Below are 13,785 nucleotides of genomic sequence, written 5' to 3'. Positions count from 1 at the left end.
CATGACTGGACCATCGAAACGTATTGCCATCGTCACCGGCGCCGGGATCGGCATCGGGCAGGCGACGGCCAAGGCGCTTGCCGCGCGTGGCGACCACGTCATCGTCACCGACATTCTGGAAAAGCAGGGAATGGAGACAGCGCAGGCCATTCTGTCGGCTGGCGGATCGGCGGAATTCCAGCTTTACGACGTGCGATCGACCGAGGCCACCGAGGCGCTGGTGGCAGACATAGAAACCCGCCACGGCGGTATCGATGTGGTCGTCGCCAATGCGGGAATCGCACACCGCACGCCGCTGGCAAATCTCACCGACGAAAAGTGGGACCTGACCTTCGACATCGATCTCAAGGGCATTTTCCGGCTGGCGCGGGCGGCGGCTCCCGGCATGCGTTCGCGCAAATCCGGCAGCATCGTCGCGCTTTCCTCGATCATGGGCATCGCCTATGGCTGGGACGAGCATGTGCATTATTCGGCGGCCAAGTCCGGCGTCATCGGCCTCGTGCGCGGTCTGGCCGTGGAATTGGCGCGAGACGGCGTGCGGGTCAACGGCATCGCGCCCGGATACATCCGAACGGCGCAGCTTCTGTCCGAAGAAAATTCTCTGGGTCCGGCTGGGGCTGAAAAGGCTGCCGAATTCATCCCGATGGGGCGGCTCGGCACGCCTGACGATATCGCGGACGTCATCGCATTTCTGGCGTCGAACGACGCGAGATACATGACCGGCCAGGTGCTGGTCGTGGATGGAGGCCTCCTCGTGGGGCGCTACTGAACCGTTGAGGCTTGAGCGGTGGCTGTTATCGCCGCCAGCGGCCTGCGGAGACTGAGGAAGGGGCCGCGATCAAACGGGGTTCCGGGGAATAACAATCAACTGGAGAAGAGACATGTCCAACATGGAAATCAATCGCCGCTCCCTTCTGAAGCGGTCCGCAGGCGTCATGGCGCTTGCCATGGGCGGCGGCACGCATCTGCTGTCGTCGCGCGCAGCCTATGCGCAGGCGGCCGACCTTGCCGGCCAGCAGCTGCGCACTATCGGCCTTTCGGTCACGGTTCAGGAACGCATTCTTGAAGAATTCAAGAAGGCGTCCGGCGTCGGCGGCACCTCTGGAACGGCAGCGACCTTCCCGGATGCGCAGACCAAGATCCTGTCCGGTTCGAAGGACTATGATTGCTGGGAAATCATCGCCGAGCGTCTGCCGTCGATCGTCATGACCGACAATGTCGAAGTGATCCCGGCCGCATCGTTGAAGAACTGGGCGAACATTCGCGAGGTGTTCACCAAGCCGAGCGACAAGTGGGACGTGAAATCGCAGATCACCGGCCAGATCTGGGCCGACGAGGCGCAGACCACGCTCAACATGGTGCCTGCCGTCTATAACTACGATTCGATCGGCTACAATCCCGACGTCGTCAGCGCCGAGGAAGCCAACACCTGGGCGGCGATCTTCGATCCGAAGTGGAAGGGCAAGTCCGGCCTCAACACCGACCCGCTGATCGCTTTCGGCCAAGCCATCATGGCGATGAACACCCTCGGCCTTTCCAACGTAAAAAATCCCGGCAATGCCACGGCGGCTGAAATCGACGAGGCGGCTGCGTTCCTGATTTCGAAGAAGAAGGAAGGTCAGTTCCGCGCGCTGTGGGGTGATTTCGGCGAGCTCGTCAACTTGATGGCATCGGGCGAAATGGTCGTCTGCGACGCCTGGCAGCCGGCGGTCATGGCCGTCAAGGCGCAGGGCAAGCCCTGCAAGTACGCGGTGCCGAAGGAAGGTTATCGCGGCTGGGCGATCGGCCCAACGATGATCGCCGGTACGACCAACAAGGAAGCCGTTATCGCCTACGCCGACTACTGGCTTTCCGGGGAGCCCGGCATCGCGGTTTCCGAGCAGGGCTACTATTCGCCATCGACGAACATCAAGGATGTCATGGCACCGGAGAAATATGCCTTCTGGTATGAGGGCAAGCCCTGGGTCGGCGCGGAAGAGCGCGGCATCAAGGAAGGCGATCTTCGGGACGGTGGTTCGCTTGAGGAGCGCGCGGCCAATGTCGCCTATTGGCACCAGTGGCCGGATGAATACGACCACCTCATCCAGAAGTGGGATGAGTTCCTGAGCGCATAAGCTTCTTTCTACCCTCCCCCTCTCAAGGGGAGGGTACACAATCAGACGTATCCCAGACCGTCCGGAGCGACACCCATGATCTACGACCTCGAACTCAGAAATGTTGGCAAGGTCTACGACAACGGCACACCGGCCGTCATCGACTTCAACCTTTCGGTCACCAAGGGCGAGTTTATCGCGTTTCTCGGACCGTCCGGCTGCGGCAAGACGACGACGCTACGTATGATCGCCGGCTTCGAGGGGATTTCCTCCGGCGACATGATGATCAAGGGCGTGCGGATGAACGACGTGTCGCCGCAGGGGCGGCCGACCTCGATGATCTTCCAGAGTTATGCGTTGTTTCCGCACATGACCGTGCGCCGCAATGTCGGCTACGGTCTGGAGGTCAAGGGCCTGGCAAGGGCGGAGCGTGATGCCAAGGTCGATCGCATCCTTGCGACACTCGGCCTGGAGGATATCGCCGATCGCAAGCCGGACAAGTTGTCGGGTGGCCAGCGCCAGCGCATCGCGCTTGCACGCGGCCTCGTCGTGGAGCCGGATATACTGTTGCTCGATGAGCCGCTCGGCGCGCTCGACGCCAATCTGCGCAAGGCGATCCAGAACGAATTGAAATTGCTACAGAAGACACTGGGCATCACCTTCATCTTCGTCACTCACGCGCAGTCGGAAGCACTGGCGCTGTCCGACCGCATCGTCGTCATGAATCAGGGCCGCATCGAGCAGATCAGCCCGCCGCATCAGCTCTATACAAGGCCGAACACGCCGTTCGTGGCTCAGTTCATCGGCCGCAACACAATCTTTCAGGGCGAGGTGCAGGGCGCCGACGGGGAAAACACCGCCGTGTCCACGCCTGTCGGCATGCTGTCGGGGCGCGCCAATGGCACAGTGCCCGGCAAGACCAAGGTCAATCTGGTCATTCCCGCCGAGGCGATCGAAGTACATGCGGCCGATGCACAGTTGCGCGAGCGTCTTGTCGGCAAGATCGGCGGCAATGTCGTCGATGCGCGGATCGAGCGGTTCGACGTGGTCGGCCACGTCTCGCACCTGACGGCCAGTCTGCCGGACGGGCGCTCCGTCGCGCTCGAGGCGCACATCGACAAATATCAGCCCGAGGCCTTTCCGGTCGGCTCCGGCGTTCTTCTATCCTGGAACCCGGCGGAAGCCACCGTCATTCCGGTCCACTGAAACGACACTTTCTGACAAGAAACCACAAGGAGACATAACCCATGGCGAAGGAAATCTTTTGCAGCTTCGGCGTTGACGTTGATGCCGTTGCAGGCTGGCTCGGATCGTATGGCGGCGAGGATTCGCCGGACGATATTTCGCGCGGGCTTTTTGCCGGCGAGGTGGGCAGCCCACGCCTGCTGAAGCTGTTCGAGCGTTTCGGTATCAAGACGACCTGGTTCATCCCCGGTCACTCGATCGAGACCTTTCCGGAGCAGATGCAGGCGGTGGCTGATGCCGGCCACGAGATCGGCATTCATGGCTATACCCATGAAAACCCGATCGCGATGACCCGCGAGCAGGAAACCGAAATTCTCGACAAGTGCATCGATCTCGTCACCAAGCTTTCCGGCAAGCGGCCGACCGGCTATGTCGCGCCGTGGTGGGAGTTTTCCAACGTCACCAATGAATTGCTTCTTGAGCGCGGCATCAAGTACGACCACTCGCTGATGCACAACGACTTCACGCCCTACTACGTGCGTGTCGGCGACAGCTGGACCAAGATCGACTATTCGAAGAAGCCGTCCGACTGGATGGTCCCGCTGAAGCGCGGCCAGGAAACCGACCTGATCGAAATTCCCGCTTCCTGGTATCTCGACGACTTGCCGCCGATGATGTTCATCAAGAAGGCACCGAACAGCCACGGTTTCGTCAATCCGCACGATATCGAGCAGATGTGGCGCGACCAGTTCGACTGGGTCTATCGCGAAATGGATTATGCCGTCTTCCCGATCACCATCCATCCGGATGTCGCCGGCCGTCCGCAGGTGCTGATGATGCTGGAGCGGCTTTTTGCGCATATGAGCAAGCATCCGGGCGTCAAGTTCGTTACCATGAACGAGATCGCCGACGATTTCGCCAAGCGCTTTCCGCGCAAGAAGTAAACGGCAAGACGAGGAGCGGGCGATGTCGGCTCCTTTCACATATTCAAGGAAATACTATGTGCTCGCTGTGCGGGGTTCTCGGAGGAAATGAACACTGGGCCGATGCGGTGGCGCGGCCCGGCGTTTTCACGCGCAATGTCGAGCGGATCGACCGGCGGCGCGAGCGTGCCAACCGGGTGCGGGTGGCAAACCGGGTGCTGGCGGGTTTCGGCATGACGCTGTCGGACTGGCAGGGGGCGTCCTTTGTGTTGTCGACGCGTACCGGCAAAAGCGAGATCATCGAAGATCTCGGCCATCTCTGGCCGGCTGCCGAGCGGCTTTCAGGCCGGATCTGCGATCCCCTGAATATCGATATCATCGGGCGGATGGAGGCGGCGCGCGATGGCGAATAGCCCGGCCTTTACTCCTGTCAACCTGCTCACCGGCTTTCTCGGCTCGGGCAAGACGACGCTGCTGAAGCGGCTGCTGACCGACCCGGCGCTGGCAGAGACGGCCGTGCTCATCAACGAGTTCGGCGAAGTCGGCCTCGATCATTATCTGCTTGAGCGGATCGACGAGACGATGGTGTTGCTGCAATCGGGATGCCTCTGCTGCACCGTTCGCGGTGAACTGGCCGATGCGCTGCGCGACCTGCATTCCAGGCGCGAGCGTGGGCTCATTCCGAATTTCAAGCGCGTGGTGATCGAAAGCACCGGCCTTGCCGATCCCTTTCCCGTGCTGTCGACGTTGAAGGCCGACCCGGTGTTGCGGCATCACTTCCGGCTGGGCAACGTCATCGCGACGGTCGATGCCGTGAACGGCATGCGCCAGCTCGATACCTATATCGAATCCAACCGGCAAGCGGCGATCGCCGACCGGCTGGTGTTGACGAAGACGGACATTGCCGATGAAGACGGTCTGGACCTTCTTCGGGAGCGGCTGCGGCGGATCAACCCCGATGCCGCTCTGCTATCAACGGCGGATAAGGAGCTGGATGTCGCGGGGCTGTTTGACGAGGCTGTTGCCACACGTGGCAGCATCGCTCAATCGCCGAGCGGCTTTTATTGCGAAACACCGGCCATGCTGGAGACGGCCGACGGCGGCACCCATCAGGCGGCCGTCACCTCCTTCGTCATGAGCGTCGAGGGGGCCATAGACTGGACTGCGTTCGGCGTCTGGCTGACCATGTTACTCCACCGGCACGGCGAACGGGTGTTGCGGGTGAAGGGCATCCTCAATCTTGAGGGCGAGGCCCGGCCCGTGGCCATCCATGGCGTGCAGCATCTTGTTCACCCGCCCACGCATATGGCTGCCTGGCCCTCGGACGATCGCCGCTCGCATATCGTCTTTATTGTTGACGGACTCGATGCCAGTCTGCTGAAACGGTCCTTCGAGGCCTTCACCCTCGCAGGACCGGAGCCCTCCCTGGCGGGGGGAGCACCGTCAGCACGACAGGACGTCCAGACCTCTTGATGAACAAGCATCATCCAAACCCGCAACCACCTGCCACGCCTGCGCTTCATCTTCAGGGCCGGCCGAAGCTGCGCGTGCTCGGCACGGCAATCTCCCTGCTGGAGGAACTACGTCTGCAGGCCGAGCAGGATCTCGGCATCGACGTCACCTTCGATAACAACGACTTCCTGACGACGCAGCACAAGGCGGCGCAGGAGCCTGGAAGCTACGACATTTACGACCAGTGTTTCCACAATCTGGATATCGTCTGGTACTGGCGCGCCGTGCAGCCGATCGATACCAGCCGGATCAAGCTGTGGTCCGAGATCAACGATCTCACCAAGACCGGGCATATCGGGCCTAACGCGCGGCTGGGACAGGGCGATGTACCGGCCAAGAAGCTGTTCGTACAGCCGAACCTCGCGCTTGGCGATACGCCATCGCCGCGCATTTCGATGTTGCCGACGACGCACAATTTCGACAGTTTCGCCTACCGTACTGACGTGGTGAAGCATACCGTCGAGATGAATTCCTGGGCGTCGCTGCTGAACGAGAAATGGGCGGGCCGCGTCTCCTTGGTCGATGAGCCGGCCATCGGCATTTTCGATGCTGCGCTGGCCGCGCAGGCGGCAGGACTGATGTCGTTCAACAATATCGGCAATATGACGGTGGCCGAAATCGACCGGCTGATCGATCTACTGGAAGCACGCAAGAAGGACGGTTTCTTCCGGGAGTTCTGGCGAACGGCAGAGGATGCCGCTCGGTTGATGGTCGATGGTGAAACCGATGTACAGAGCATGTGGTCGACGGGGATTAACATTCTGAATGGGCAGGGCATTCCCGTCGAGCAGGCGGTCCCCGTCGAGGGCTACCGAGCCTGGCATGGCGGTCTGTGCCTGTCAAAAGATCTGAGTGGCCGGATGCTCGATGTCGCCTACGAATATCTGAACTGGTGGATATCAGGCTGGCCCGGTGCCGTCGTCGCGCGTCAGGGTTATTACATCTCGACGCCGCAACGTTCCCGGCAGTTCATGATGCCGGCAGAGTGGGATTACTGGTACGGGGGGCTCCCCGCCGCCACCGATCTTCCCGGCCCGGATGGATCGGTGCGAATTCGCAAGGGCAGCATAAGGGCCGGCGGGTCATACTGGCAAAGGGCAAACTGCATCGCCGTTTGGAACACGACGATGGATGAACACAATTATCTCGTCCGCCGGTGGATGCAGCTTGTCGGGCGGTAGAAGGGGAATGCATGATGCCGTCTCACGGTGGAAAAACAGTCGCCCAGCTTTCCGTGCTGATCCAGAACGGCGCGCTTGATCCGGTGGCGCTCGCTGAGGAAACATTTGTCGCCATTAACAGCTGCAAGGACCAGTCGATCTTCGTCAACCTGCTGGAACAGCGGGCGAGGGCTGAAGCCGCAGCTTCGTCCAAGCGCATCAGGGATGGTCGTTCGCTTGGCCTGCTCGACGGCATTCCGGTTGCCTGGAAGGATCTTTTCGATATCGAGGGGCTTGCAACAACGGCCGGCTCCACCGTGCTCAAGACATCGGTACCCGCAACTCGGGACGCCGATGTCGTTACGGCGCTTGCCGGGGCCGGCATGGTCAGCATCGGCCGTGTCAATATGAGCGAGTTTGCCTTTTCAGGGCTCGGCATAAATCCTCACTACGGAACGCCGCAGAACCCGGCCTCGACCGATGGTGCACGGTTGCCCGGCGGTTCTTCGTCCGGCTCCGGCGTTGCGGTGGCATCCGGACTGGTCCCGGTTTCGATCGGGACGGACACGGGCGGATCGGTTCGCATCCCGGCAGCCTTCAACGGCATCGTCGGCTACAAGGCAACCCGCGGCCGCTATTCCATGCGAGGTGTTTTCCCGCTGTCGAAAAGCCTCGATTCGCTCGGGCCGCTCTGCCATACCGTGCAGGATGCGGTGTGGATCGATGCGGCGATGCGCGGCCTCGGCGCACCCGATGTTCGCCGTAGCTCGGTCGAGGGTCTTTCGCTCGTCGTTCCCGAAACCATCGTTTTCGATGATGCGGAAGCGGGCGTGGTGTCGGCCTTCGAGGCGGCCTTGAAGCTGCTGGAAAAGTCCGGGGCAAAAATTCGGCGGCAGGCGTTTCCGGCCTATGCCGCAATCTTTGAGCTGATGGCGAAATACGGCCCGCTGGTGACGGCGGAAGCCTTCGTGCTGCACCGGGAGCGTTTGGCTGGACCGGAGGCCGAGGGAATGGACCCTCGCGTGGTTGCTCGCACGCGGCTGGGCGAGAAGATCACTACGACAGGCTATATCGAGACATTGGCCACCCGTGAGCATCTGATGGCGGAATTTGCGTCAAGCATCGGACCGGGCGAACTGGTCGTGTCGCCGACCTTGCCGCATGTCGCGCCCCTGACCGCACCGCTTTTGATCAACGACGAGCTTTTCGTGAAAACCAATGCCAAGACGTTGCGCAACACGCTGATCGGCAACTTCCTCGACGGCTGCAGTGTCTCGATCCCCTGTGGCGTGGGCGATGCCGGCATGCCTGTCGGTCTGCTGCTTTCCGGCTTGCCGAATGGCGACGAGCATTTGCTTTCGGTCGCGCTGGCCACAGAAGATGCCATACGATAGCTCCAATCTGACTGTGCTATTCTTGCTGATTGCTGAAGCACTCGGTCTCGACTGACTTCGCGAGGACTACCTTCTAGCGTGATGCTCCGCGCTTGCGTGTAAGCGGTTGCCACCTCAGAAAGATCGCCATAGCGGACGAGCACCCTCTAGTTTCTGTGGTCTTCGCTGGGCTGCTAAGTGCCTTCGGGTATAAGAGGCGATGTCGTCTCGGACGTATTTGGGGCGTAGCGCTGCACGTGAATGACCGGATCGCCAGTTCGAATCCTACAAGGCGTTCACATCTGGCCCCAAAGCGGCACTGCGGCGATCGCTGGTTCAAGGAGCGGACCGGCGCGCCGGGGGCTGTCGATCCCGGTTTCCGGCTTTTTGCCGCATAAGGCAGATCAGGATCGACGACCACCGGTGTGCTGCCAGCGTTTCTGGCAAAGATCGCCCGAAAGTACCCAGATATCCGCATCCATACCGCACACGGCAATACCGGCGAAATCATCCGCGGCCTGGAAAGCGGCCAGATCAATCTCGGCTTCATCAGGCCGGTGGAAGACATCGGCTCCTTGCGCTCTCCTCGATCGCCCATGAGCGATATCTGTTGGCCGTCGCCCGTACCAACCGGGGCAAGTTCTGGAAAGGACGGACCGCACAGGAAAGGAAGGGAAGCGGACACCCCAGTATGGGGGCTGGTAGCCGAAGGACTTTCCAACAAGCATATCGGGCGGCGGCTGAACCTGCAGGAGAAAACGATCAAGCATCACATGACCGAAATACTGTCCAAGCTTGGCGCCAGCAATCGGACGGAAGCGGCAATCAGATGGCGCCAGGGCTCCTAGCCTTTGCCGCTTGTCACAAGCATTAGAGGAGCGAAGTCCTCGCTTTCGCGCACTCCCCTATTACCGGCCGCCTGCATTCCTATCCATCGCCTCTAACCGTATGCGAAGCATTCCGCATCCGTTGCGGAGCTCGGATGCTCGACACTGGTCGATAAATTGAAGCGTCATCAGGGAGGTTCTGACTGGAGTCGGCAACGTTGCTGGAACCTCCCTGACGTCCTTTCAACAAGGATCAGGAGAATCTAAGCCGGATCGTGCCGAGGGAAAGCCGGACTTAAGTCCGGCTGGCGGCGTCAGGACACGCTGCTCATATGTTATGCGAGGTAATGTGAAGGTCCGTGGAGGGGCGGGACAGGAGGAGAATATGAAGTTCGGCCCCGATAACTACAATCACGAAGAGCGCTGCTCGCAAGGCCATAGTTCGGCATCCACGATCGCCACAATCGAAGCAGCCCTTTCCGCCGATCCGGATATCGACAGCAGTGCCATCGAGATCAGGATGCTCGGCCCTGTCGTCCTGCTCGAAGGCTTTATAACCAAGGCCGCAGACCGGGACAAAGCTATCTCGCTTGCTGCGATGATCGTTGGCTGGGAGAACGTCCAGGACCGGATGCTCAGCCGTATTCCCACTCAGTAGGCAGGCAGATCCTACGCTAGGACCAAGGTCGGACCGGCCCCGGCCTGAAGTCCGACGTCTGGAACACTTCCTCGATCTTTCGGTTTGGCTCCCCAGCGGAACCATCCGCATCCAAGGAGGAAAACAGATGAATATCAAAGTAGTAGGAATCGCCGCAAGCATCCTGTTGGCATCGACTTCTGCCTATGCGCAGTCTTCGACGGTAACAGGAGCAGTAGGCGGTGCTGCAACGGGTGCGATTGTCGGCGGCCCGGTCGGTGCTGCTGTCGGCGGCATCGTCGGCGGCGTGGCAGGTAGCGTTATCGATCCGCCGCCGCAGCAGGTGGTGACCTATGTCCAGCAGGCTCCTGCCCCGACTACGCGCGTCGTGGTGAAGGAGAAGGTCGTCGTCGGGCAGCCCCTGCCGGAGACCGTGGTCGTCACACCAATTCCCGACGACCCGAAATATGCATACGCGATCGTCAACGATCAGCGTGTGATCGTCGAACCTTCCTCCCGGAAGGTGATCCAGGTCATTCAGTGACCATCGGCGGCTTCATCCGCCCTTTACAACAGTCAGGGCACGCATCCGACGCATGAAAATGCGTGGCGGCATCGCGTGCCCGAAATCTCGGAGATTGATCATGAAAAGCAACCATCTCACCATGCTGGTAGCAGCGCTGTCACTAAGCGTCTCGCCGCTTGCAACACTGCCCGCGGCGGCCCAGCAGGACACCAAGAGCGGCGGCCAGGCCCAACCCGGTTCGCAGACGGGCACTGACGCCGGCTCGAAGGCCGGCTCCAGCGCCACCGGAACCGGCACCGACTGCACGCCAGACGCTTCGGGAGCCTGTCCGCAAGGCAAGGGCCAGTCATCGCAGCAGAAACCCGGTCAGGGTTCGGACATGAAAAAGAGCGCCGAACAGCCTTCGAACGATAATTCTTCGACAAAGGGAAGTGCATCCGGCAAGTCTTCGACGGAAACCAAGTCCGGATCGCAAGACGCCGGCGGCGCCACCACGACCGAACAGAAGCCCGCCGCCAAGTCCGGCAGCACCGATACAAGCGGCTCGGCCACCTCAGGCACGAAGAGCAGCACGCAAAATGCCAAGCCTGCAGAGGGCTCGGGCAACGCCGCCACCACGCAAAGCGGCGATGCGTCGAAACAGTCGACCGATCAGAACTCTTCGACGACGAACAAAAGCTCTTCCCAAACCAACGTCAACAACAACACCACGACGAACAATCAGACGTCCAACACCAAGACCAACGTCAACATTTCCGTCGAGCAGCAGACCGAAATTCGCACAGTGGTGAAGGAGGTCCATGTTGCGCCGGTGAAGGAAGTGAATTTCACGGTCTCCGTCGGAACGACGATCCCGAAGAAGGTTCGTCTCGAACCGCTGCCGCCACGCATCGTGAAGATCGTTCCGCAGTATGAAGGCTACCGCTTCTTCATCCTTGCTGATGGCCGGATCGTCATCGTCGATCCCGATGCGCTAACGATCGTCTACATCATCCAGGTTTAACAGGCATGTCCCGGCGGCGTCTTGCGCCGCCGGCATCCTAGATGGCAATCAGACGGTGCACTGCTGCAGTCGCTCGTCCTTGTTGTCGCCGACCTGAACGGCGGTGACGTTTTTCGAGTCGATCTCCACGCCATCTTACATCCGCTCAAGGACTTCTGCCTTGGGCGCCTTTTGCGGTGGAACACACCGCATCGCCCGGCTATAAAGGTCATGCTGCGTTTGCATTTTAGCGGTAACCGATGCCTAGTCCTCCCGAAGCCTCAGGTGAAAGCGTCAGCGACTCGAGCTCGGGTCGCGTCCAGAAAACAGATTTGGCAAGCCAAATCGCCGCGACGGATTCCACGGGGACCACCCAAGCCGACAACCCGCAGGCCCACGGATCCTTCGGCCAAACTCGGCAGGCCGCGAGCAATCTGTTGCATGCGCTGCGCCAAGATTTACAGGCAAGTTCTGCGTTGGCGAAGACCAAGACGATGGCTTTGTTTTTGAGAACGAAGCTAAGGAGGTCGATGCGGTTGGGAGCCACATCAGCTCCAACCAAATGGCTGACCACTGCTCTCGCCAAAGCCGGACGTGGTATTCGCAATCGGCTTGTCGAGCCACGTGAAAGTCGCCTTCGACGGTCGCTTCTGGCGGGCTGGTGGAAATTCGCTATGGGATCGGCCTTTCTTGTCTGCCTCCTCGTAGGAAGCGTTCTGGTGTGGGCGCTAAAAGACGTGCCCTGGGGCGAGATCCGTGAGGGAACGTTAAAGCCCATCGTGGTGCTGGAAACCGCTGACGGCGCGCCGCTGGTAAGGCAAGGGCCTTATCAAGAGTCACATGCGCGATACGACCAGTTCCAGCCCCATCTAATCGATGCCGTCCTTTCGATTGAGGACAGGCGGTTCATGGATCATTTCGGCGTCGATCTCAGAGGGATAGGGAGGGCGCTTCTCCGGAACTTGGAGGCTGGTTCGGTGGTGGAGGGTGGCAGCACGATCACCCAGCAACTCATCAAGCTGCAGTACCTCGACAGCGATCGAACAATAAAACGAAAGATACAGGAGGTGGTCATTGCCGTCTGGCTGGAGTGGAAGCTCGGCAAGCGGGAAATCCTGACGCGCTATCTCAATAGTGTCTATCTTGGTGCGGGCGCTACCGGCATGCCTGCCGCCGCGCGGATTTATTTCAACAAGGATATCGGCGACCTTAACCTGCCGGAGTCCGCTATGCTGGCGGGGTTGCTGCGGGCACCGAGCCAATGGAATCCCATCGACAATTTCGAAGGCGCCCGGCAGCGCACCATGGTCGTTCTCGACGCAATGGCGACGAACGACAAGATCACCGCGCCAGAGGCGGCGGAGGCCAAGGGGAGCTTTGCCAAGCTACATCCAACGACGCCGACGCCGCGCTCGGGAAGTTGGTTTGCCGACTGGATTTCGCCGCAAGCGAGCGAAATCGCCGGCTCCTCGCCAGGTTCGACGACGGTGCGCACCACGCTGGTACCGCAGTTGCAGCAGATCGCCGAAAGAGTCGTGAAAAGAGCCCTGGACGGTGAAGGAAAGACAGTCGGAGCATCGCAGGCCGCGTTGGTGGCGATGACGCCGGACGGCGCGGTCGTGGCCATGGTTGGCGGGCGCGACTACAAGGCAAGCCAGTTCAACCGCGCCGTCACTGCGATGCGCCAGCCGGGGTCAACATTTAAGCTGTTCGTCTATTACGCAGCATTGAAGGCCGGGCTAACTTTGTCTGACCGGGTTCTGGATGCGCCAATTGACGTCGACGGTTGGTCGCCAGAAAATTCCAGTGGCAACTATAGTGGTTGGGTAACGCTTGCCGAGGCGTTCGCGCGATCGCTCAATGCCGCTTCAGTGGCGCTAGCCGAAGAAGTTGGCCTAGACAATGTGATCGCCGCAGCGCGCGAACTCGGCATCGATGCGCCACTTGCCAATACGCCGTCTTTGGCGCTCGGGACATCCGAAGTAAATCTGCTTAACCTCACCAGCGCCTATGCGTCCGTTCAACTCGGCAGGGCACCTGTTAAACCCTGGGGCATCGCCGACTTTCAAGCGGCAGGGCAGACGAAGACGTTTCGGGTTGGCTCACAATCAAAGCCAAGTGTCGATCTTTCTCCCTACCAGTCCGATCTCCTCGGGCTCCTGCAGTTGGTGGTCGAGCGCGGTACGGGGCGTGGAGCAGACCCGGGCACGTTTGCAGCCGGCAAGACGGGTACCAGCCAGAACAATCGTGATGCCTGGTTCGTCGGTTTCACGGAATCGCTCGTCGTCGGTGTCTGGGTTGGCAATGACGATGACGCGCCGATGAAGGGGGTGACGGGCGGCGCCCTGCCAGCCCATATTTGGCGTGACTTCATCCGCCAGGCGACGGCCGAACCAACGCTGAATGGGGTGCGATCGACAGAAGCAGCAACCGATGGCCAAGGCGCACCGCAATCCTGTAACATTGCCGCCTGCTCGCGCACTTACCGCTCCTTCCGGCCGTCCGACTGCACCTATCAGCCATATTCCGGCGGACGACGGCTCTGCGAAAAATGATATGGGTGCGGC

The 13,785-nt window shown here is 60.5% G+C and carries 12 protein-coding genes and 2 pseudogenes; all 14 read left to right on the top strand.

All coding sequences use genetic code 11. The features are described 5' to 3' along the window. Window position 1: 1 nt before the first annotated feature. The 14 genes and pseudogenes from HX898_RS24440 (at window position 2) to HX898_RS24375 (ending at window position 13,773) form a co-directional block, all read left to right on the top strand. Window positions 2–769 (top strand): glucose 1-dehydrogenase, encoded by a 768-nt coding sequence (locus tag HX898_RS24440; RefSeq protein ID WP_138390789.1) that lies wholly within the window; start codon window positions 2–4, stop codon window positions 767–769. A gap of 112 nt (window positions 770–881) precedes the next feature. Next, a complete protein-coding gene (locus HX898_RS24435) occupies window positions 882–2,114 on the top strand; it encodes an extracellular solute-binding protein (protein WP_138390790.1) in 1,233 nt (410 codons plus the stop codon). A 75-nt stretch (window positions 2,115–2,189) separates the two neighbouring features. After that, window positions 2,190–3,299 carry an ABC transporter ATP-binding protein gene (locus HX898_RS24430; RefSeq protein WP_138390791.1) on the top strand — a complete coding sequence of 370 codons (1,110 nt, stop codon included), beginning with the start codon at window positions 2,190–2,192 and terminating at the stop codon, window positions 3,297–3,299. A 41-nt stretch (window positions 3,300–3,340) separates the two neighbouring features. Beyond that, window positions 3,341–4,222 carry a polysaccharide deacetylase gene (locus HX898_RS24425; protein WP_129420989.1) on the top strand — a complete coding sequence of 294 codons (882 nt, stop codon included), beginning with the start codon at window positions 3,341–3,343 and terminating at the stop codon, window positions 4,220–4,222. Between the two features lie 56 nt (window positions 4,223–4,278). Then, on the top strand, window positions 4,279–4,614 hold the full coding sequence (locus HX898_RS24420) for a hypothetical protein (protein ID WP_138390792.1): 336 nt from the start codon (window positions 4,279–4,281) through the stop codon (window positions 4,612–4,614). Next, a complete protein-coding gene (locus HX898_RS24415) occupies window positions 4,604–5,674 on the top strand; it encodes a GTP-binding protein (protein ID WP_138390793.1) in 1,071 nt (356 codons plus the stop codon). The genes HX898_RS24420 and HX898_RS24415 overlap by 11 nt, the downstream gene beginning before the upstream one ends. Beyond that, window positions 5,674–6,894: an extracellular solute-binding protein gene (locus HX898_RS24410; protein WP_138390794.1), complete on the top strand. Its 1,221-nt coding sequence runs from the start codon at window positions 5,674–5,676 to the stop codon at window positions 6,892–6,894. Before HX898_RS24415 ends, HX898_RS24410 begins: the two co-directional genes overlap by 1 nt. An 11-nt stretch (window positions 6,895–6,905) precedes the next feature. Continuing rightward, on the top strand, window positions 6,906–8,267 hold the full coding sequence (locus HX898_RS24405) for an amidase (RefSeq protein WP_180196006.1): 1,362 nt from the start codon (window positions 6,906–6,908) through the stop codon (window positions 8,265–8,267). A gap of 395 nt (window positions 8,268–8,662) precedes the next feature. Next, a pseudogene (locus HX898_RS24400) lies at window positions 8,663–8,877 on the top strand (LysR substrate-binding domain-containing protein); the annotation flags it as partial. Window positions 8,878–8,944: 67 nt separating this feature from the next. Next, window positions 8,945–9,094, top strand: a pseudogene (locus tag HX898_RS24395) (LuxR C-terminal-related transcriptional regulator); the annotation flags it as partial. A 364-nt stretch (window positions 9,095–9,458) separates the two neighbouring features. Beyond that, window positions 9,459–9,731 (top strand): BON domain-containing protein, encoded by a 273-nt coding sequence (locus HX898_RS24390; protein WP_180196005.1) that lies wholly within the window; start codon window positions 9,459–9,461, stop codon window positions 9,729–9,731. A 127-nt stretch (window positions 9,732–9,858) separates the two neighbouring features. Next, the gene (locus tag HX898_RS24385; protein ID WP_180196004.1) at window positions 9,859–10,254 is read left to right on the top strand and encodes a DUF1236 domain-containing protein; all 396 of its coding nucleotides are present in this window, start codon (window positions 9,859–9,861) and stop codon (window positions 10,252–10,254) included. A 100-nt stretch (window positions 10,255–10,354) separates the two neighbouring features. Further along, window positions 10,355–11,239, top strand: coding sequence for a DUF1236 domain-containing protein (locus HX898_RS24380; protein WP_180196003.1), 885 nt, complete (start codon window positions 10,355–10,357; stop codon window positions 11,237–11,239). A gap of 239 nt (window positions 11,240–11,478) precedes the next feature. Next, entirely contained in the window at window positions 11,479–13,773 is a 2,295-nt protein-coding gene (locus tag HX898_RS24375; protein WP_180196002.1) for a PBP1A family penicillin-binding protein, read from the top strand. The last annotated feature ends 12 nt before the right edge of the window (window positions 13,774–13,785 follow it).

It is taken from the genome of Rhizobium sp. WYCCWR 11128 (assembly GCF_013416305.1).
In the GTDB taxonomy this organism is placed as follows: domain Bacteria; phylum Pseudomonadota; class Alphaproteobacteria; order Rhizobiales; family Rhizobiaceae; genus Rhizobium; species Rhizobium indicum.
The sequence above is the reverse complement of the archived record's forward strand: the minus strand, read 5'-3'. Positions and strand labels throughout refer to the sequence as shown.

Coding starts and splice junctions, on each gene's coding strand:
- HX898_RS24440 (WP_138390789.1), top strand. CDS start 2: ATGACTGGACCATCGAAACGTATTGCCATCGTCACCGGCGCCGGGATC.
- HX898_RS24435 (WP_138390790.1), top strand. CDS start 882: ATGTCCAACATGGAAATCAATCGCCGCTCCCTTCTGAAGCGGTCCGCA.
- HX898_RS24430 (WP_138390791.1), top strand. CDS start 2,190: ATGATCTACGACCTCGAACTCAGAAATGTTGGCAAGGTCTACGACAAC.
- HX898_RS24425 (WP_129420989.1), top strand. CDS start 3,341: ATGGCGAAGGAAATCTTTTGCAGCTTCGGCGTTGACGTTGATGCCGTT.
- HX898_RS24420 (WP_138390792.1), top strand. CDS start 4,279: ATGTGCTCGCTGTGCGGGGTTCTCGGAGGAAATGAACACTGGGCCGAT.
- HX898_RS24415 (WP_138390793.1), top strand. CDS start 4,604: ATGGCGAATAGCCCGGCCTTTACTCCTGTCAACCTGCTCACCGGCTTT.
- HX898_RS24410 (WP_138390794.1), top strand. CDS start 5,674: ATGAACAAGCATCATCCAAACCCGCAACCACCTGCCACGCCTGCGCTT.
- HX898_RS24405 (WP_180196006.1), top strand. CDS start 6,906: ATGATGCCGTCTCACGGTGGAAAAACAGTCGCCCAGCTTTCCGTGCTG.
- HX898_RS24390 (WP_180196005.1), top strand. CDS start 9,459: ATGAAGTTCGGCCCCGATAACTACAATCACGAAGAGCGCTGCTCGCAA.
- HX898_RS24385 (WP_180196004.1), top strand. CDS start 9,859: ATGAATATCAAAGTAGTAGGAATCGCCGCAAGCATCCTGTTGGCATCG.
- HX898_RS24380 (WP_180196003.1), top strand. CDS start 10,355: ATGAAAAGCAACCATCTCACCATGCTGGTAGCAGCGCTGTCACTAAGC.
- HX898_RS24375 (WP_180196002.1), top strand. CDS start 11,479: ATGCCTAGTCCTCCCGAAGCCTCAGGTGAAAGCGTCAGCGACTCGAGC.